General features: G+C 47.2%; 24 protein-coding genes and 3 pseudogenes. 4 read left to right on the top strand and 23 right to left on the bottom strand.

All coding sequences use genetic code 11. The features are described from left to right. Positions 1-29 precede the first annotated feature (29 nt). On the top strand, positions 30-566 hold the full coding sequence (locus DTHIO_RS00120; RefSeq protein WP_008868343.1) for a hypothetical protein: 537 nt from the start codon (positions 30-32) through the stop codon (positions 564-566). Positions 567-738: 172 nt separating this feature from the next. Then, complete coding sequence (locus DTHIO_RS00115; RefSeq protein WP_008868342.1) at positions 739-1,413, top strand: SOS response-associated peptidase; 675 nt, start codon at positions 739-741, stop codon at positions 1,411-1,413. A gap of 470 nt (positions 1,414-1,883) precedes the next feature. Here DTHIO_RS00115 and DTHIO_RS00110 read toward each other — a convergent pair whose 3' ends face one another. From DTHIO_RS00110 to DTHIO_RS00050, 14 genes and pseudogenes are all read right to left on the bottom strand, one after another. Next, positions 1,884-2,555, bottom strand: a complete 672-nt coding sequence (locus DTHIO_RS00110; protein ID WP_008868341.1) for a hypothetical protein — start codon at positions 2,553-2,555, stop codon at positions 1,884-1,886. A 763-nt stretch (positions 2,556-3,318) separates the two neighbouring features. Further along, positions 3,319-3,558 (bottom strand): YgiT-type zinc finger protein, encoded by a 240-nt coding sequence (locus DTHIO_RS00105; protein ID WP_008868340.1) that lies wholly within the window; start codon positions 3,556-3,558, stop codon positions 3,319-3,321. Further along, positions 3,555-3,929 (bottom strand): DUF4258 domain-containing protein, encoded by a 375-nt coding sequence (locus DTHIO_RS00100; protein WP_161598599.1) that lies wholly within the window; start codon positions 3,927-3,929, stop codon positions 3,555-3,557. The genes DTHIO_RS00105 and DTHIO_RS00100 overlap by 4 nt, the downstream gene beginning before the upstream one ends. Before the next feature lie 152 nt (positions 3,930-4,081). Next, positions 4,082-4,321 (bottom strand): hypothetical protein, encoded by a 240-nt coding sequence (locus tag DTHIO_RS00095; RefSeq protein WP_008868338.1) that lies wholly within the window; start codon positions 4,319-4,321, stop codon positions 4,082-4,084. 16 nt (positions 4,322-4,337) lie between these two features. Beyond that, positions 4,338-4,463 (bottom strand): annotated as a pseudogene (locus DTHIO_RS23070) (Rpn family recombination-promoting nuclease/putative transposase); the annotation flags it as partial. A 21-nt stretch (positions 4,464-4,484) separates the two neighbouring features. After that, on the bottom strand, positions 4,485-4,715 hold the full coding sequence (locus tag DTHIO_RS23065; protein ID WP_008868337.1) for a DUF4926 domain-containing protein: 231 nt from the start codon (positions 4,713-4,715) through the stop codon (positions 4,485-4,487). After that, positions 4,712-5,035 carry a DUF6883 domain-containing protein gene (locus DTHIO_RS00085; protein WP_208596351.1) on the bottom strand — a complete coding sequence of 108 codons (324 nt, stop codon included), beginning with the start codon at positions 5,033-5,035 and terminating at the stop codon, positions 4,712-4,714. Before DTHIO_RS00085 ends, DTHIO_RS23065 begins: the two co-directional genes overlap by 4 nt. 21 nt (positions 5,036-5,056) lie before the next feature. After that, the gene (locus DTHIO_RS00080) at positions 5,057-5,305 is read right to left on the bottom strand and encodes a DUF2283 domain-containing protein (RefSeq protein ID WP_008868335.1); all 249 of its coding nucleotides are present in this window, start codon (positions 5,303-5,305) and stop codon (positions 5,057-5,059) included. 1,015 nt (positions 5,306-6,320) lie between these two features. Then, on the bottom strand, positions 6,321-6,533 hold the full coding sequence (locus DTHIO_RS00075; RefSeq protein WP_040417632.1) for a hypothetical protein: 213 nt from the start codon (positions 6,531-6,533) through the stop codon (positions 6,321-6,323). A gap of 48 nt (positions 6,534-6,581) precedes the next feature. Continuing rightward, positions 6,582-6,803: a hypothetical protein gene (locus DTHIO_RS00070; protein WP_008868332.1), complete on the bottom strand. Its 222-nt coding sequence runs from the start codon at positions 6,801-6,803 to the stop codon at positions 6,582-6,584. 352 nt (positions 6,804-7,155) lie between these two features. Next, positions 7,156-8,496 carry an ISNCY-like element ISDth2 family transposase gene (locus tag DTHIO_RS00065; RefSeq protein ID WP_008868331.1) on the bottom strand — a complete coding sequence of 447 codons (1,341 nt, stop codon included), beginning with the start codon at positions 8,494-8,496 and terminating at the stop codon, positions 7,156-7,158. Positions 8,497-8,705: 209 nt separating this feature from the next. After that, positions 8,706-9,045: pseudogene (locus tag DTHIO_RS00060) on the bottom strand (Rpn family recombination-promoting nuclease/putative transposase); the annotation flags it as partial. Between the two features lie 31 nt (positions 9,046-9,076). Continuing rightward, positions 9,077-9,289, bottom strand: coding sequence for a hypothetical protein (locus DTHIO_RS00055; RefSeq protein WP_008868330.1), 213 nt, complete (start codon positions 9,287-9,289; stop codon positions 9,077-9,079). Beyond that, positions 9,286-9,729, bottom strand: coding sequence for a hypothetical protein (locus DTHIO_RS00050; protein ID WP_008868329.1), 444 nt, complete (start codon positions 9,727-9,729; stop codon positions 9,286-9,288). Before DTHIO_RS00050 ends, DTHIO_RS00055 begins: the two co-directional genes overlap by 4 nt. 246 nt (positions 9,730-9,975) lie before the next feature. Between DTHIO_RS00050 and DTHIO_RS00045 the strand changes: the two genes are divergently transcribed. Further along, positions 9,976-10,563, top strand: coding sequence for a site-specific integrase (locus DTHIO_RS00045; protein ID WP_008868328.1), 588 nt, complete (start codon positions 9,976-9,978; stop codon positions 10,561-10,563). On the opposite strand, the gene DTHIO_RS00040 is transcribed toward DTHIO_RS00045, so the two are convergent. From DTHIO_RS00040 to DTHIO_RS00025, 5 genes are all read right to left on the bottom strand, one after another. Then, positions 10,482-10,871, bottom strand: a complete 390-nt coding sequence (locus DTHIO_RS00040; protein WP_040417270.1) for a tyrosine-type recombinase/integrase — start codon at positions 10,869-10,871, stop codon at positions 10,482-10,484. The two genes, DTHIO_RS00045 and DTHIO_RS00040, sit on opposite strands and share 82 nt — an antisense overlap. Before the next feature lie 971 nt (positions 10,872-11,842). After that, positions 11,843-12,211, bottom strand: a complete 369-nt coding sequence (locus DTHIO_RS00035; protein ID WP_008868327.1) for an XRE family transcriptional regulator — start codon at positions 12,209-12,211, stop codon at positions 11,843-11,845. Beyond that, on the bottom strand, positions 12,204-12,449 hold the full coding sequence (locus DTHIO_RS22820; protein WP_353740049.1) for a type II toxin-antitoxin system RelE/ParE family toxin: 246 nt from the start codon (positions 12,447-12,449) through the stop codon (positions 12,204-12,206). Before DTHIO_RS22820 ends, DTHIO_RS00035 begins: the two co-directional genes overlap by 8 nt. Continuing rightward, a complete protein-coding gene (locus DTHIO_RS21900; protein WP_208596381.1) occupies positions 12,409-12,564 on the bottom strand; it encodes a hypothetical protein in 156 nt (51 codons plus the stop codon). The genes DTHIO_RS22820 and DTHIO_RS21900 overlap by 41 nt, the downstream gene beginning before the upstream one ends. Before the next feature lie 298 nt (positions 12,565-12,862). Then, positions 12,863-13,861 carry an Rpn family recombination-promoting nuclease/putative transposase gene (locus tag DTHIO_RS00025; protein WP_008868326.1) on the bottom strand — a complete coding sequence of 333 codons (999 nt, stop codon included), beginning with the start codon at positions 13,859-13,861 and terminating at the stop codon, positions 12,863-12,865. A 230-nt stretch (positions 13,862-14,091) separates the two neighbouring features. On the opposite strand from DTHIO_RS00025, the gene DTHIO_RS00020 reads away from it, so the two are divergent. After that, positions 14,092-14,679, top strand: coding sequence for a site-specific integrase (locus tag DTHIO_RS00020; protein ID WP_008868325.1), 588 nt, complete (start codon positions 14,092-14,094; stop codon positions 14,677-14,679). Here the strand turns inward: DTHIO_RS00020 and DTHIO_RS00015 are convergent. The 4 genes and pseudogenes from DTHIO_RS00015 to DTHIO_RS00005 form a co-directional block, all read right to left on the bottom strand. Beyond that, the gene (locus tag DTHIO_RS00015) at positions 14,598-14,987 is read right to left on the bottom strand and encodes a tyrosine-type recombinase/integrase (RefSeq protein WP_040417261.1); all 390 of its coding nucleotides are present in this window, start codon (positions 14,985-14,987) and stop codon (positions 14,598-14,600) included. The two genes, DTHIO_RS00020 and DTHIO_RS00015, sit on opposite strands and share 82 nt — an antisense overlap. Positions 14,988-15,562: 575 nt before the next feature. Then, the gene (locus DTHIO_RS21270) at positions 15,563-15,730 is read right to left on the bottom strand and encodes a hypothetical protein (protein WP_153305050.1); all 168 of its coding nucleotides are present in this window, start codon (positions 15,728-15,730) and stop codon (positions 15,563-15,565) included. 117 nt (positions 15,731-15,847) lie between these two features. Beyond that, a complete protein-coding gene (locus DTHIO_RS00010; RefSeq protein WP_008868324.1) occupies positions 15,848-16,864 on the bottom strand; it encodes an Rpn family recombination-promoting nuclease/putative transposase in 1,017 nt (338 codons plus the stop codon). Between the two features lie 731 nt (positions 16,865-17,595). After that, positions 17,596-17,810, bottom strand: a pseudogene (locus tag DTHIO_RS00005) (Rpn family recombination-promoting nuclease/putative transposase); the annotation flags it as partial.

Raw genomic sequence — 17,810 nt, 5'->3', positions numbered from 1 at the left:
TCGAGGAACCATCAAATGGAGGAAAGAATATGAGCAGGACAGTCTGCAATTGTAAGTCAAGACCGTTTTTTTCCAGGGGGGCGGGCAAAGTCCGGGGCGCAGCCGTGATTCTGCTGGCGCTCATTATCTGTGGTTTTCCCTGGTCCGCCCTGGCGGATGAGCCCAGGCTGCCGGAGTCCATCCTGGGGATGGAAAAAACAGAAGTCATGAAGGGTAAAGAGGCATCAAAAAAAGTAGACAGGATGCACCGGGGTGATGTGGCAACAGGAATGGATTATATAGCGGAATACACTGACGGTGATCACTCTGCTACTTATTATGTCTCGCTTTATGATGAGCCTGAAGAGGCAGTAAAGGCCAGGCAGGAAATGGCCAGAAAGATGGAAGAGACTTCACACGAATTTTCGCATTTCATGCAGAGAACCGTCAACGAGCACACCGTATACATGGCCCTGGCTCATGATCAGGCGCATTATTTTTTTGCTCAGGACATGGAGCTGGTCTGGCTGGCTGTTGACATCTCAGTTGCCGAGGACGCTTTAAAGGAATTGTTTTCAACAAAATAACACTACAGCGAAACTTATGATTGACCTCCGGGGACTGGCTCCCCGCACTTATTTTTTCCTATAAAACCAAGAGCATTTAATAAAAATAAGTGCGGGGTGCCTGTCCCCAATTTAGACAGGTTGAAAAGTTTTATAAGTTTCGCTGTAGTAATAAAAAGGATAGATACTGGTTATGTGTGGAAGATTCGGGTTGTGGGCTGATTCCCGGCAGATTGCAGAAGAATTCAGGCTTGGTGAAATACCTGATTTCAGGCCTGCTTACAATATCGCTCCTTCCCAAAACATCCCGGCTGTGGGCCAGGGCAGGGAAGGGGAGCGCAGTTTCGCCCGGCTTGTGTGGGGGCTTAAACCCCATTGGTTCAAGCAGGGAGGTGGGGATTACAAAATGATCAACGCCCGGGCCGAGTCCATGTTTGACAAGCCCGCGTTCAAAGCGGCGGCCAGGAAGCGCCGCTGTCTGATTCCGGCCAGCTGCTTCTTTGAGTGGCAAAAGCAGGAACAGGGGGCAAAACAGCCCTATTGTATCCGGCCGGCAAAGGGCGACCTGTTTGCCTTTGCCGGCATATGGGAGTACCTGGAAGATCCGGATTCTCAGGAAACGATCTATACCTGCGCCATTGTCACCACCCGGGCCAACGAGGCCGTCCAGCCCCTGCACAACCGGATGCCGGTGATAGTGCACAGGGACAGTTACAACCTCTGGCTGGACAAGTCCGTGCAGGAGCCCAGGTTTTTGAAAGCTATATTCGAACCTGTGCCCGGCAGGTCCCTGAAGATTCACAAGGTAGGCCTCAGGTTGAACAATCCGGCCAATGATGACCAGGGCCTTGTAGTGCCGGTGAGTTAGCCGGTTTTTACCATTATGGCGTTTAATGCGCGCCGCCTCAGCTGCAGAATCCTGTCTTCCAGGGCTGCGGCATATTTTCCTGGATCTGTTTGACGGTAAAAAAAATCTTAAGATGCATCTGCAAAAAGTCGATAAATCAATCACGCGTCCTGCCACGCGTCCTGCCACGCGCTTCGCGTGGTTCGCGTAACATAACTATGGTGAACAGCTGCATTCCGGTCTGGAAATTATCCAGCTCTGATTGCACTTGAAACTAGCAGCGAAACTTAATAAACTCTTAACTCCGGCACAAGATGCTTGTTCCGGGCGCCTGATTCCGGATTATCTTCTCATGCCCGCCCAAAGGCTTGCTTCCCTGACTGCCAAGCCGTCCCTGATACTGCTTTTCATAAAACCTGCAACCGTTTTCGAGGTGAGTCATGTCCACACAACAGAATATGAGTATCCAGGTCCGTAAAGGCCGGCTGCGTTCAGAGCCCTCCTTGCTGTCCCTGAGAGTCCCCAGAGGTGCAGGCTGATCGTCTGAAGGCCAGGTAGACCTGCATGGATCTGTCCAGGAGGTCCCGGTAGACTGAAATATCCTCAGGGTACCGGGTCATGCCCCTTCTGGTCAGCAGGAAGTTGTTGATTCTTATGATGAAGATATCATCCCTGGGCCGGACATGGATGAGTTCCACCCAGATGTTCCGGGCATGCTTTAAGGCCTGCTCCTTGAGCTGGAGCATGGCCAGGCGGCAGTCCCGGTCAAACTTTTCCAGGAGCTTTTCCCTGTCATCAGGCCCCTTGTAGACGCTGAACACCCTGTCAAAATCCGGGTCCCCGGACTTGCAGCTTCCCAGGGTTTTGCGCATGTTGTCGTTGATCCACAAGGGCATGCAGTTTTTCAGCTCCGGGGAGTGCACATAAAAGCTGACTTCCTTGTCCAGGATGTGCAAAAAGGCCTGCCCGTCGTGGACAGGAAGCTCCAGGGCGGTCATTTTGCCCAGTACGCGCGGCATTTGAGTCACCCTGCCGTTTGCAGGGCCGGCAAGCTGCTGGTAAATGTGCGAGGTTGTTTCGTACAGCCTGCGGTTGCTGTGCACAGCTGCAAACACCAGCAGGCCGGCCAGAGCCGCCGCAACAACAGGTACAGCAATCCACATCACAGCCTCCAGAGGTTATGCTTTGCCGGGCATACCGGACCCGGTACGGGGTGGAAAGAAAAACATGCTTCAACGCATCCGGGCAAGCAGCAGGCAAGGCCATGGATTGCCCCAACTTGATAAAGCGGTAAGTTTCCTCGTCTGCCAGGTATCTCTCGCGTCTGTCTGGGTCGCTTAGTTCCCTGGCGTTTCGGGTAGGGGCCTTGTCAATCACCTGCCAGCGTTCGGCCAGGTTGAAGATGTACTTTGCCAGGGCCATGTACCTGTTGGCGGTTCCGGGTTTAAGGCCTGCCTTTACCAGCTCGCTCTGGAAATTAACTAAGTCTGCTGTAGTGATCTCGCTTAGCCTTTTTCTACCCCAAAGGCGCATCATGCGCAACTCGATCATGTTCTGGTCCTGGTCCCAGCTGCGTTTGTATGTCTTGGCGTAGGGCAGGTACTGCTGGTAGACGAATTCCTTGAAGGTAGGCACAGAGCGCTTTTTTCATGCTCAGCCGCCGGGTCGAAGGCTATTGCAGCCCGGTTTTGAATGCACAAAAAAAGGCCGGGGAGGCCCGGCCCTTTTGGGATAAAGGTTTATCTGGTTCAGGTCTAACCCATGAGCTGCATGGCCATCTGAGGCAAGGTGTTGGCCTGGGCCAGCAAGGCGTTTGCGCCCTGGGCACAGGTTTTTACTGTGCTGCTCTTTTTACGAGCTCAGTGAATTTTTCGAGGGACTGGGTGCTGATTCCCCAACAAAAATAATTAAAGCAGTGTATAAAGATCAAACAGCTGAAGCAGTATTGCTCTCGATTACAGGTACGATGATTTGCTTTTCCTTATAATCTTTTTTTGTAATTTTGTTGAAGATTTCCTGGCTGACATCCGGGGTCAGAACTCTTTCCCCGCACTCTTCGCATTGTTGGTAGGATACATTTTTTTCAAGAAACAACTTTCCCCCAATTCGAAGCTCAATCTCTCCCTGCTTATGTACCATGTGACTATTACATGCTGCGCAGTTCATAAAGATACCCTCTTTTTGAAGCTTTTATCACACTTTTCTGAATAAAAAGCAGGGTTATACGCGGTTATTATCCAAACAGGATTTAAAGAACAGAGGACATGAAAAGTATCAAGCCCTGAACTCCCCATGATCAGGCATGAAGGTCCGTATTTATCTTCCGGATAAAACTCTATAATTTCTCCATTCAATATAGTCTCTTTAATAGCAGCAGGTTGAATCTTTCTTTCAATCATTCTTTCCAATGCATGCAGAGTAAATCGGTGCTGATCCTTCTCAACTATCTGCTGTATCTGTTTAGCGCTTTTAAGGAAAGCAGGGGACAGGCACTCCGGGACCCACTTGAGCATCATTTTGTGCTTAAAATATCTCATTTTTTGGGACAAGTGGGTCCCGGAAGAGCCAGTCCCCATGCCACATGCAAAGCGCTAAACAGATACTATCTGCTTAATTCCAGTCAAATTTTGTTGCAGTTCCATTTACCGTGCTGTTGTTCTAAGCTTATAAATTATAGTGTTGAAACCAATCAGATATTTAACCGCCTACTGTCCCATTCACCGCAAATTCTCTTTTGCCAGCTAACTGGATCAATTGCTTTGCCAGCTAAAATTCCAGATGTCTTCCTGACTATTCCTGAGGTTCTGGCCTCATACTGTTTTTCCGGTTCAACAGGGAAAACAATTATCTCAATCTCTCTATCCAGATACTCTGATGGGATTTCAATAGTATATGACTGAGTCTTTGGTCTGATTACTTCTCTGATCATATCGCTACTCTTTTTATTACTGTGCTGCCCTGTTTACGAGTTCAATGAATTCGTCAAAGGACTGGGTTCTGATTACCTTTCTGTTCAGAACTCTTAAGTTTTCCAGAGATTGAATAGATTTGATTTTCTCGTAAAGCTTACCTGAGTCTTGAGAAAAAGCATATCAGGCAGCAGCCATGTCTCGGACATGCAGCATCTCGCGCTCCTGGACAGGCCGGATTTTGCCAGCATCTAGAGTCTCAACCGCTACTGTATTCCCGTCAAGAGCAATAAACTCGACTTCATAAGCCTTTCCAAGCTCGTATACATGCACCACGACACCAACATCTCCAGCCATAAGGCCAGTAGAGGGCAAGTCGACAGTCAAGACTGCATTTTCATGTTCTTTGATCATGGTATATCTCCTTTGAGAGGATAAGCTGTAACAAGCCTCCATTCAGCAATAGCAGATTCTTTGATCCACACGGTTCTTATATTGGGCATTTGGGTGCGCTTATTGGGAGTCTCGATGGGGCCATCAACAGTGTAGCGGGTTCCGTAAGGTGACTCAACAGTGCTGGATAAAGTCCCTGAAAACGCTTGTTGTTTTAAGGCTCGGGCAAATACCTCCCACTGCGAAGCTTCAAATCCCATGGCCATAAAGAATGCAGCTTTCCCTCGGCTCCTTTCCTTATTGAGCAGGTAATCAAGTATTTTTCGCTCATCGACATGCATTACGTGCATTTTTTTCTCATATCAAGATCGAAAAATGTCAAGAATCAACCTGTCTCTTTGCTCATTTTTGTCCTTTATCATAGGAACAAGAATATTAAACTCGTCCATAGCTACAAATTTCGAAGCATCCAGAATTTCCATCTCAACAGGAACACCTTCACTATCAAGATGAAGAATGACTACCTCCTTCATATCTATTGAATCTACAGGAACTCCTTCCTTAAATTCAACTACGAGTATATCAGTCTCTTGGGAGTATTTGATCTTCAAAGTTTACACCTTCCTGAAAATATATATCCTTATAAGGACAATATACAGTGATCAACACTGAAACCGAATCATCATATTCATATACTGCTCTTAATATATGATGACCAAAATATCTGTGGGCTATGAATCTATGTATCTGTTTAGCGCTTTGCATGTGGCATGGGGACTGGCTCTTCCGGGACCCACTTGTCCCAAAAAATGAGATATTTTAAGCACAAAACGATGCTCAAGTGGGTCCCGGAGTGCCTGTCCCCTGCTTTCCTTAAAAGCGCTAAACAGAGACGAATCTATTATTGTGCCCCACCAGGACTTCTTCAGGGTCTAGTAACGTTTTAGATACCGCATCAAGGGTGAGTTGCCATTTCTCCATTCTTGTTAGAGCATGGGTGGTAAAAATTATTTTATACTGAGCATCGTTTTTTTAAAGGTAAATAAAGTCCCTTTGTCATGGGGAAGACTGTCAACCACCGCAATACTCACCTGATCTTTCCTCTATCTTTACCCACTTATGCTCGTTCTAAAATTTATAAGATTTTATCCATTTGATAAGATAAAGGCAAATAAAATTCTAGGCAAAGCCTTGAATTCAGCCTGCTCCCAGCCTTTTCATAGAATAAACCCCCGCCACCCCACCAACGAACGTAAATTTACGCTCATCTTTGGAGCCGAGCAAATGCTTAATCTGGTCAAAGACTTCCTGCACAAAGTCCTTCCCGCCGATAACCCCGGAATCTGTTCACCCGGTTAAACATTTATCCGGTTAAATCTTCTTCCATTTAACTGGACGGCAGAGCCGTAGACCTTCGGTCTGTTTAACCGGGTGAAATACCGGCATCTGTATCTGAAGCTTGTCTGTCCTGAATGATGCGCCTGCACAAAACCTGCATCCCAGATAAATCAGGCTGAAAGCTGCAATGGGATATCGATGTGTTTGGGTGCACAGTCAAATTTTTTGGAGAAATTACTCCAGGACCAGATGGAACACTTCCAGGGTTATGGTAGATTTAACCTGACGTTAACCAGCTTTTTCATTACGTTCGTAAAACTTCTGAGCTTTACTGGATAATGTCTCCAAGCTATCAACGTCTTCCCAAAGATTTTCTCGCCATTTTGTATAATCAAATCCTTGATTATTTACTAACATTATAAAGCGCTCAACCTCTGCAGGATTCATTTTTTCATTGAGCAAATCTAAAGCCTCTTTTAATATAATAGAATCATTTTTCATCTGATAACTCCACATAGGCTTTTCCTTTATTGCCTCGTAGTATCCTTCCTATCTTAATACTTCTGCTGTGGTTCTCACTGTTTCTCCTCCTCTGGGAAGATGTTTGACCTTCTCTTCTGCCTCTTCGGGCGTTTCGTCCGTGGCTATAAGCAAATACTTGATCAGGATTGCAAAGATTTCATGAGCTTCTTTGGCACCCAAACCTTTAAACAACAGCTCTAAAGCTTCATGTATCTTATCTCTTTTTTCCGGATAATGAAGGGAGCTCATACAACCACCCCCGGCCCCTCCTTGGCTAAGGAGGGGAGTTCGCTCTGTGCACGTAATCCTATCCAGCGGGGGCAGGGTGTCAGATAAAGTTATCTCATCCTCAAGGCATTAAACGCCTGGCAGACAGGTGAATTGGCATATCTCCCCCCTGAAGGGTTACAAACCATGAGCTGCATAGTTTCCATCCGGAAACCCCGGTTGCGCAACAGCTGTGATCTGCTAAAAGTTTTATGCTGGGGGTGATTACCCCCTTGGTCCGGGCTTGATAGCACGTTTTTTCAAAAAGTATGTCGAAAAACTGGTTTTTGGACGTACTACCCCCTGGGAGTTAGCTTTGCCGTCTCAGGCCTCACTAAGCTGTGGCCATTATCTGAAGATTGAAGGCAACCACGCTGGACCAGACGTATTGCTTGAAGCCCTCCCAGCCTTGCCAGGTGCAGCGGTCCAGACCAAAGGCTCGCTTCATGGTGGAGATGATGGCTTCTATGCCGGCCCTGAAGTTGCGCAGCTTCTTGTATACATAAGAGCTCTTGACCATATCCAGGATGTTCAGGTTGCGTTTTTTGGCAAAGCAGACATCCTTGACCCCTGCTTCTTTGGCTTTGTCTAAGCTGTTTTGGGAGGCAAAGCCCCCGTCCATGGCTATTTTCCTGGGGGTCTTATCAAGGGTCTTTTTTTGGCGTTCTACGATCTCCTCCACAAGGGAGGAGTCATTGGGATTGCCTCTGGGCATCATACAATCCAGGATAAGGCCGCTTTTCCCGGTTGTCAGGTATACCTTGTGACCGAACTGGGTCTCTCTTCTGGCTTTTTTGATGATATCGCTATGGGGCTCAAAGAAAGAGATCAGCTTTTCTTCAGAAGGAACCTTTTCCTTATTGATTACCCGACGTACGGTTTGATCCATGACCTGGTGCAGCATGTCCAGGTTGTATTCAAGCTGCTCTTTGAGATTTTCAGCCAGAAGCTTTTTTTCGAAGTCCGGGTCATTGTATGCTTTAAGCTCGGCATGAGCCTGATCAGCGTACTGCACTACATTGCGGGCCAGCCCCAGTAGTTTCTTGTAGGCTTTTTCCCTTTTTTTGTCCTTTGCATGCATAATGTTCAGGACTCTCTTTTTGGCAGCTCGATTATGGTCTGAAAACTTAACCCCCGGACACAGCTCTTTTGTTTTTTGAAGGATTCTGGTAATGACTCTGATGCCATCCTGCAAAAGGGTTGAGTCGCAAGGCTTATGAATATTGGTATCCACAGCAGTGGCGTCAGTTCTGGTCATATTTCCTGTCTCAATCTTCGTATCAAGGCTGTACTTGACCAGAGCTTTATTGATCTTTTCCCATGTGTCTTCAGATATGGACTTTATGTTTGCCTGTAAAGACGACTTGCCCGGTTTTTGATTGTAGTCCAGTTTGGCAAATGCTCTCATTGCCTGAGAATCTGACAGGTGGAATTCCAGGCGTTCATAGGTGAAGTTCATAAGCATTTTGAGGACAGCGCATCTGAGTACCTGGTCAGCATTTAGACCATTGCGGCCAACCGTATAATTTTTATCCGCAGCTATGTCGTTGAATATACTTTTAAGCACCTGTTTATTCTCGAATAATATGTCAGATATTTTTTCAAGCATTTTACCAAGCTTATTGCTCGGCATCAGGTGAAAAAACTGTGGCTGAGTTTCAAATACTTTTCGCACTTTTTGCATGCCTCCTTTCTGGCTTTTACAGTATAATCGCCTGCTTACAAAGGGAAGCATGCCAAAAAGTGCATTAAAAGTCAATTAATTTATCGCGAAATAAAGTAAAATTTCAAGTAGTTAAATATTTCCGGATGGAAACTGCATAGCCATCTGGGGCAGGGTGTTGGCCTGAGCCAGCATGGTAGTTGCGTCCTGGGCACAGGTTCTTACTGCGCTGCCCGGTTTACGAGCTCAGTAAATTCTTCCAGGGACTGGTTTCTGATAACCTTTCTGTTAAGCGCTCTTAAGTTCTCCAGAGATTGAATGGATTTGATTTTCTCGTGGAACATACCGGGTAGAGGGCCGTACGCTTCTGTGGCGACATCTATAAGGGTTTCTTTAGCGTTTTTAAGCTCTGCCTGTCTTTCCCATAGTAGGTTTCTCAAGCAATATTGCTTCCCTTGCCTCTTCCCTGCCCTGCTGTTTCCACTGATCAGCTAAAGTTTCCATTATAGTCTCACCTCCTTTTGGAAGTAGTTCCAGAGCCTTTTTATAGTCTTCCTGGGTCAGATACCACGGTTGCTCTCAATAAATAAAGTCACTCGCCGTCATCACTCTTAAATGCTTCATCATAAAAAATTTTCATATCTAAAGATTCTTGCCACTTTCTATGACGTTCTACACTCTCCACACGCTGGCCCCTAGGCATGGATAGGAACCGGATTGTGTCTACGTACCCTAGTTCCTTGTACAAAACTTCTGTACCTTTTATAATAAGCTCCCTGTCAGGAATTTCTTTTGTGAGAGTCATTTTATATCCTCCTTTTCACAAAACATTATTGGGCTTCCTGCCCAAATCTTTATATCAGACTTAGTACACTTTTTTACCAATTTATCATCGCATGATATAAAAAAAGCCTGAGCCCTTTCTGCATAAGCAAGATGGGCTGCATCGGCAACTCCAAAGCCAGAGCTCACAAGATATTCTGCTCGTTTTCTAGTATGTGTTATGGCTTTTTCCATTCGAGTAGCAATTTTATCTATTAAAAACAACAGGTCTTCTCGCTCAACATTGTCAGCTATCGCCGAAATTTCCATCTCGTGTATAGGGGAGTAGACCATCTTATACACACCTTTTTCAACTGCCCTGAGTATCAACCTTACTGCTGTAGTCTCTAAATGAATTCTGGCATACGCCTGGTCATCATAAGGCCTACACAGGGCACACACGTCCAAATAAACTGTTTTCAACTACAAAGCTCCTTAACATAGGTAATACCAAGCTATAAATGAACTTAAGGCAAATCAGGTCTATTGACAAGCATTGATTCCTCTAATATCAACAAACTTATTAAAATTGACATTAGGCAAAATTTTCTTCAAATCTGCAATGATAACAAGCATTTATTGGAAGACGCTCTCACGCCCACCTTCACAATCAAAAAATTACGTCAAGTTTATTGACAATAACTAAGCACAGTTTGTATAGCCCAAGACATGAAAACAAACCATCCCATCAAAGGCAGTTCGATCAGGGTCGAGCCCATAAGAAGGCTTGAGGACATCAAGGCAATAAAGAAGCTTCTCCGTGACAGTCCCAGGGATTTGCTCCTGTTCACCATGGGCATAAACAACGGACTGCGCATCGGGGACCTGCTGCGCCTGAAAGTGGAAGACGTACAACATCTAAGGCCCAACGAGTATCTCCGGATAAAAGAGCAAAAGACCGGCAAGCACAATGTATTGCTGATAAACAAGACTGTACACAAAGCTATGGCGAATTACATGGAGAAACTCTGCCCGGACTCAGCGGATTACCTGTTCAAAAGTAGAAAGAGTGGCAGGGCCATCTCGGTTGAACACGCTAATCGCATGGTGAAAAACTGGTGCAGGCAGATTAACCTGAGAGGTAACTACGGGACCCATACGCTGCGTAAGACATTCGGGTATATCCAGAGGGTGCATTATGGTGTCGGCTACGAGCTGCTGTGCAAGAGGTTCAATCACAGCAGTTCCTCGGTTACAATGCGGTATCTGGGGATAGAAGAGAGCGAGGTTAATGATATCTTGATGAATGAAATCTGATTGACAGAGAAATACTTATTGCCCTTGTTCCTTGCGGCTGGGATTCTCCAGAATCCCTTTTCCATATCCAGCTCCTCCAAGCGCATTCTCACAACCTCGGATTTTCTTGCACCAGTCAGAAGAAGCATGCGGATAATATCCGCCACTATTGTACTGCGGCAGTTATACAGGGCATCGAGCACCCGGTAGAGTTCTTCGTCTGTCAGGTATCTCTCGCGTCTGTCGGGGTCGCTTAGCTCTCTGGCGTTGCGGGTAGGGGCCTTGTCAATCACCTGCCAGCGTTCGGCCAGGTTGAAAAGGCGCATCATGCGCAGCTCGTAACTCTTCAGGGGGGAGATATGTCAATTTGCCTGTCTGCCAGGCGGGTAATGCCTTGCTTGGTCTCTTTATTCTTCAAAACCGTGTGTGCGGAGCACCTGTGTGAAGCCTGAAGGCTTCCCGTGCCAGAGAAGATTTTTTTGGCACCCCAGTTGAATGCCCTGCGGGCTAGCTCATTGAGCTATTCAACGGGGCAGGCTGGCAACTTCGTTGCACACGGGCGGCTCTGCCGCTCACGGTTGAAGAGGGGTGCCTGTCCTGAAGGCGGTTTTTGCCTGACAGGGTGCCTGGGTTCTTTGTTCTTAAGCCGTGTGTGCGGAGCACCTGTGTGAAGCCTGCAGGCTTCCCGTGCCGGAGAAGATTTTTTTTTGGCACGGGCAACTTCGTTGCACACCCCGGTGAAACCCGCTGCGCTGACCCAGCACTCACTTTTTCATTTGATTGTTTGTGATGAAACCGAAATTATTAAAGTGAGTGCTGGGTGTTTCACGGGGCGAGCGGGCGGCTTTGCCGCTAACGGCTGAGGAGTACGCCTCGGGCCTATTCCCGGTGGTTATTGCTTGCACCCCTTGAATGGTTACCGCAGCTCGATCATGTTCTGGTCCTGGTCCCAGCTACGTTTGTATGTCTTGGCGTAGGGCAGGTACTGCTGGTAGACGAATTCCTTGAAAGTCGGAACAACACGCTGTTTTTCATATTCAGCCGCAGGGTCGAAGCCTATTGCAGCCCGGATCAGGTATAGGAATTGTATATTCCATATATCCTCCCTAAACGAATGGTTTTGAGCTTTAATTTTGACCTAAAGCATCCAATCCTTTAAACATTAACACTTATATGCTAAGAACAAGGCATGGTCACAGGGCAGGCAAGGATAAGAGACAGGGGACATAATGTCCCGTTCCCCGTTTCCCTGCTTTGGCAGGGCATTTTTTTGACAGGCTGATTGCCTCAAAAAAATAATTCATGACGCAGTTGACGTCTTTGCCCGTCTCGATTTGTCGTTATATTGGACATCCTTCTCAAGTTCCGAAAAGTTGTCGATTTTAACATTTGAACCATCCGGAAAGCGGGCAATGATGTCCAGCTCACCACCCATGGCCTGAATGTGGCTTCGCAAGGTGGAAATGTACATATCGGTTCGTTTTTCCAGCTTGGCAACGGCTGGCTGCTTTACTTGTAATACATCAGCCAGCACTTTTTGAGTCATTCCCCGTGCTTGCCTAACTTCGTGCAATGGCAGCTCAGCCAGCATTTCTTGTGCTTTGGCCTGTGACTTTTCCCTGGCCTCGGATGACATTTGCTCCCGCAATCTGGAAAACTTCTTAACCATACCCTATTTCCTCCAAGTGTTCATCATAGAGCCGGTCAGCAACAGGAACATAAATTTCATACCACCGATCGTCTCCGGTCTTGTCTCCCCCTATCAGCAAAATGGCCGTACGTCTGGGGTCAAAAGCATTTAAAGTTCGCAGCGGCCTTCCGTCATGCTGAGTCCGGAGTTCGCGCATGTGAGAGTGCCTGGAGCAGTTAATCTTGCTGCTGTGAGGGTACCCCAATGTCGGCCCCATTTGCTCCAAAAGCCGAACCAGAAGCATCTATAGAAATCTGCTCCTCTTCAGAAAGTGAATCCCACCATTCACCAAATTCATCCGTATATTCCACCTCCCACTGCATATTATGCATGTTAAGGATTATCATATATTCCGTCAAGGGAATATCTATCTATTGAACAAGCCTCACTTGTATGTCTTGGCGTAGGGCAGGTACTGCTGGTAGACGAATTCCTTGAAGGTAGGCACAGAGCGCTTTTTTCATGCTCAGCCGCCGGGTCGAAGCCCATGTCAGCCCGGTTTTGAAAGCACAAAAAAAGGGCCGGGGAGGCCCGGCCCTTTTGGGGTAGAGGTTTATCTGGTTCAGGTTTAGCCCATGAGCTGCATATCCATCTGCGGCAGGGTGACGATTGCGTCCTGGGCACAGGTTCTTACTGCGCTGCCCGGTTCACGAGTTCGGTAAATTCTTCGAGGGACTGGGTTCTTATTACCTTTCTGTTCAGAGCCCTTAAGTTCTCCAGAGATTGAATGGATTTAATTTTCTCATAAAGCATGTCAGGTAATGGGCCGTATTGCTCTGTTGAGATATCTATGAGGGTTTCTTGGGCGTTTTTAAGTTCTCCTTCCTTCTTCCACATAGGCTTTTCCTTTATTGCCTCGTGGTAACCTTCCTGTCTTAATACTTCTGCTGTGGTCTTCACGGTTTCTCCTCCTTTGGGAAGATGTTTGACCTTCTCTTCTGCCTCTTCGGGCGTTTCGTCTGTGGCTATAAGCAAATACTTGATCAGGATTGCAAATATTTCATGAGCTTCTTTGGCATCCAAACCTTTAAACAACAGCTCTAAAGCTTCATATATCTTACCTCTTTTATCCGGATAAAATATGTATTCAAGGACCAGGTGGAAAACCTCAAGGGTAATGGAGGATTTGACCTTCTTCTTGTTGATCTCCGGAACTTCGTGCAGGATATGTTCAAACTTCGGGATATACTTCCTGTAATGCTCAGACGGCAGATTAAAGAGATCAGAAAATTCCAGGCTATAATTCCACCTGCCTGTTCCGTGGTAAAAGACCAGGGGAACTATGATCGGCAGGGTTCCGGTTTGCTTCTGGATAAAGCTCTGCCAGACTTCATTCATGTATTTGAATAGCTGGATCTTGGTCCAGGCATCCAGATCACTCTTGTGCTCCACCAGGATATATATCTCCGCCGGCTCTCCAGTATTGAGCTGCAGGGTGATCACGATATCGGTCATGCTCTCCTTGAGATTGTCGCTGACATATGACCTGGAGGAAACCTTGACAGTATCCAGGTTCATGTCCCTGGTTATCTCTTCCGGCAGATGATACCTTACGAAATCCCTTGCCACGGGCTCTCGACCCAGTATCGCCCTGAAAGTGTGATCATGGTATTTGCTTGTATCACTCATAAAAGAAGAATAAGGCATGGTCTCCAGGTAGGCAAGGAGAATTTTTAGGTGGCAGGGGAACAGGACTGAATGCCAACTTTTGATTAAAAATTGATATTCGGCAAAACCTTCCTCAAATCTACAATAATATCAAGTACTTATTTGAAAGCGCTCTCACACCCACCTTCACAATCAAAAAATTACGTCAAGTTTGTTGACAATAACTAAGCACAGTTTGTATAACCCAAGAAATGAAAACAAACCATCCCACCAAAGGCAGTTCGATCAGGGTCGAGCCCATAAGAAGGCTTGAGGACATCAAGGCCATAAAGAAGCTTCTCCGTGATAGCCCCAGGGATTTACTTCTGTTTACCATGGGCATAAACAACGGACTGCGTATCGGGGATCTGCTGCGTCTGAAAGTGGAAGACGTACAGCACTTAAGGCCCAACGAGCATTTCCGGATTAAAGAGCAGAAGACAGGCAAGCACAATGTATTACTGATAAACAAGACTGTACACAAAGCCCTGGCGAATTACACGGAGAAGCTCTGCCCGGACCCGGAGGATTACCTGTTCAAGAGCAGAAAAAGCGGAAAGGCCATCTCGGTTGAACATGCCAATCGCATGGTGAAAAACTGGTGCAGGCAGATTAACCTTAGAGGGAACTACGGGACCCATACGCTGCGTAAGACATTCGGGTATATCCAGAGGGTGCATTATGGTGTCGGCTACGAGCTGCTGTGCAAGAGGTTCAATCACAGCAGTCCCTCGGTTACAATGCGGTATCTGGGGATAGAAGAGAGCGAGGTTAATGATATCTTGATGAATGAAATCTGATTGACAGAGAAATACTTATTGCCCTTGTTCCTTGCGGCTGGGATTCTCCAGAATCCCTTTTCCATATCCAGCTCCTGCCAGCGCATTCTCACAACCTCGGATTTTCTTGCACCAGTCAGAAGAAGCATGCGGATAATATCCGCCACTATTGTACTGCGGCAGTTATACAGGGCATCGAGCACCCGGTAGAGTTCCTCGTCTGTCAGGTATCTCTCGCGTCTGTCGGGGTCGCTTAGCTCTCTGGCGTTGCGGGTAGGGGCCTTGTCAATCACCTGCCAGCGTTCGGCCAGGTTGAAAAGGCGCATCATGCGCAGCTCGTAACTCTTCAGGGGGGAGATATGTCAATTTGCCTGTCTGCCAGGCGGGTAATGCCTTGCTTGGTCTCTTTATTCTTCAAAACCGTGTGTGCAAAGCACCCGCCTGCCCGATAGAATTCCGCAGGACAGCAAAGCGCATTATAGTCGGGTGTGAAGCCTGTAGGCTTCCCGTGCCGGAGAAGATTTTTTGGCACGGGCAACTTCGTTGCACACAGGCGGCTCTGCCGCTCACGGTTGAAGAGTGATGCCTGTCTTGCAGGGCGTCTTGCCTGGCAGGCTGTTTGGTCTCTTCAAAACCGTGTGTGCGGAGCACCTGTGTGAAGCCTGCAGGCTTCCCGTGCCGGAGAAGATTGTTTTTTGGCACGGGCAACTTCGTTGCACACCCCGGTGAAACCCGCTGCGCTGACCCAGCACTCACTTTTTCATTTGATTGTTTGTGATGAAACCGAAATTATTAAAGTGAGTGCTGGGTGTTTCACGGGGCGAGCGGGCGGCTTTGCCGCTAACGGCTGAGGAGTACGCCTCGGGCCTATTCCCGGTGGTTATTGCTTGCACCCCTTGAATGGTTACCGCAGCTCGATCATGTTCTGGTCCTGGTCCCAGCTACGTTTGTATGTCTTGGCGTAGGGCAGGTACTGCTGGTAGACGAATTCCTTGAAAGTCGGAACAACACGCTGTTTTTCATATTCAGCCGCAGGGTAGAAGCCTATTGCAGCCCGGTTTTGAAAGCACAAAAAAAGGGCCGGGGAGGCCCGGCCCTTTTGGGGTAGAGGTTTATCTGGTTTAGGTCTAACCCATGAGCTGCATAGCCATCCGGGGCAGGGTGACGATTGCGTCCTGGGCACAGGTTTTTACTGCGCTGCCCGGTTTACGAGCTCGGTGAATTCTTCCAGGGACTGGGTCCTGATCACCTTTCTGTTCAGAGCCCTTAAGTTCTCCAGAGATTTGATGGATTTGATTTTCTCGTGGAGCATGTCAGGTAAAGGACCGTAAGCTTCTGTGGCTACATCTATAAGGGTTTCTTGGGCGTTTTTCAGTTCGGCTTGCTTTTCCCATTTCGGTTTTTCTTGATAAGCAGTATCATATCCTCTCTCATACCCTTTCTTTTCCAACATATCTGCTATGGTTTCCATGTTTATACCTCCGCTTGATTCTTGCTGGATTATCTCGTTGATGACCTCATATTCTTCACTACCCCTCGTGAAGTATAGGTATTGGGCCAGTGCTATGAGAAAATCCCTGGGCTCCATCTCCGGGTAGGCTTGACGGAGCATTCTATAAACTTCCCTGACTATTTCAAAGAAATTTGGCCTGTGTGCAAATTTCCATAACATGAACAGGGACTTAAGCTCAACCTCCAGGTCGTAAACATTTAGATCTTCCTGGATACAATCAAAGAGCAGGTACTCAAAGTCAGGCAGGTAAGCTTTGAAAGGCTCGCCAGGAATATCCACTACGTCACTCAGCTTGGCTTTCTTCCAGCTGCCCTCGGCATGGGTGACGACCAGAGGAATTATTAAGGGCAGCTTACCGTGCTTGTGCTGTTTACGGTAATGGGTCCATATCTCCACAATATAGCGTAGCAGCTGCAAAGGCAAGTCAGGATCAGAAAAACTCTTATGCTCGAAAAGGAAATACACCTTCACTGACTCGTCTGAATCTATCAGGGGGATGGTGACCAGGAGGTCTGAGTAGTAGCCTTTCAGGTGTTTTTGAACAAAGGTGTCCTTTTCATAGACCATTTGCTCAAGGTCCAGGCGGTTCAGAATATTTGCAGGCAGAAAATTCCCCAGAAGATTCAGGGCGTTTTTTCTGTCTGAAAAAACATTCTTGAATATCTTGTCGTGAGCTTGCTTAATTTTAGACATGATTTCGTTAGATAATACAGCTCAAGATGCCTGGCAAGAACAATCTGGAAATGCCTACTTTTGTGTTAAAGTTGATATTAGACAAAACCTTCCTAAAATCTACTATAAAAACAGGCAAGGGGACTGTCCCCAGTCACGCCCCTAAAATTCCGCAGGACAGCAAAGCGTATTTTAGTCGGGTGTACGCCTTAAGGCTTCCCGTGCCAGAGAAGATTGTTTTTTGGCACGGGCAACTTCGTTGCACACCCCGGTGAAACCCGCTGCGCTGACCCAGCACTCACTTTTTCATTTGATTGTTTGTGATGAAACCGAAATTATTAAAGTGAGTGCTGGGTGTTTCACGGGGCGAGCGGGCGGCTTTGCCGCTCACGGCTGGGGAGTACGCCTCAGGCCTATTCCCGGTGGCTATTGCTTGCACCCCTTGAATGGTTACCGTAGCTCGATCATGTTCTGGTCCTGGTCCCAGCTGCGTTTATATGTCTTGGCGTAGGGCAGGTACTGCTGGTAGACGCATTCCTTGAAAGTCGGCACAGCGCGCTTTTTTCATATTCAGCCGCGAGGTCGAAGCCTATTGCAGCCCGGTTTTGAAAGCACAAAAAAAGGGCCGGGGAGGCCCGGCCCTTTTGGGATAAAGGTTTATCTGGTTCAGGTCTAACCCATGAGCTGCATAGCCATCTGCGGCAGGGTGTTGGCCTGAGCCAGCATGGCGGTTACGCCCTGGGCACATGTTATTACTGTGCTGCCTGATTTACGAGCTCGGTAAATTCTTCAAGGGACTGAGTCCTGATCACCTTTCTGTTCAGAGCTCTTAAGTTCTCCAGAGATTGAATGGATTTAATTTTTTCATAAAGCATGTCAGGTAATGGGCCGTATTGCTCTGTTGCGATATCTATGAGGGTTTCCTGGGAGTTCTCCACTTTGACTTGCTTCTCCCACAGAGGTTGTT

This window comes from Desulfonatronospira thiodismutans ASO3-1 (assembly GCF_000174435.1).
Classification (GTDB): domain Bacteria; phylum Desulfobacterota; class Desulfovibrionia; order Desulfovibrionales; family Desulfonatronovibrionaceae; genus Desulfonatronospira; species Desulfonatronospira thiodismutans.
The sequence above is the reverse complement of the archived record's forward strand: the minus strand, read 5'-3'. Positions and strand labels throughout refer to the sequence as shown.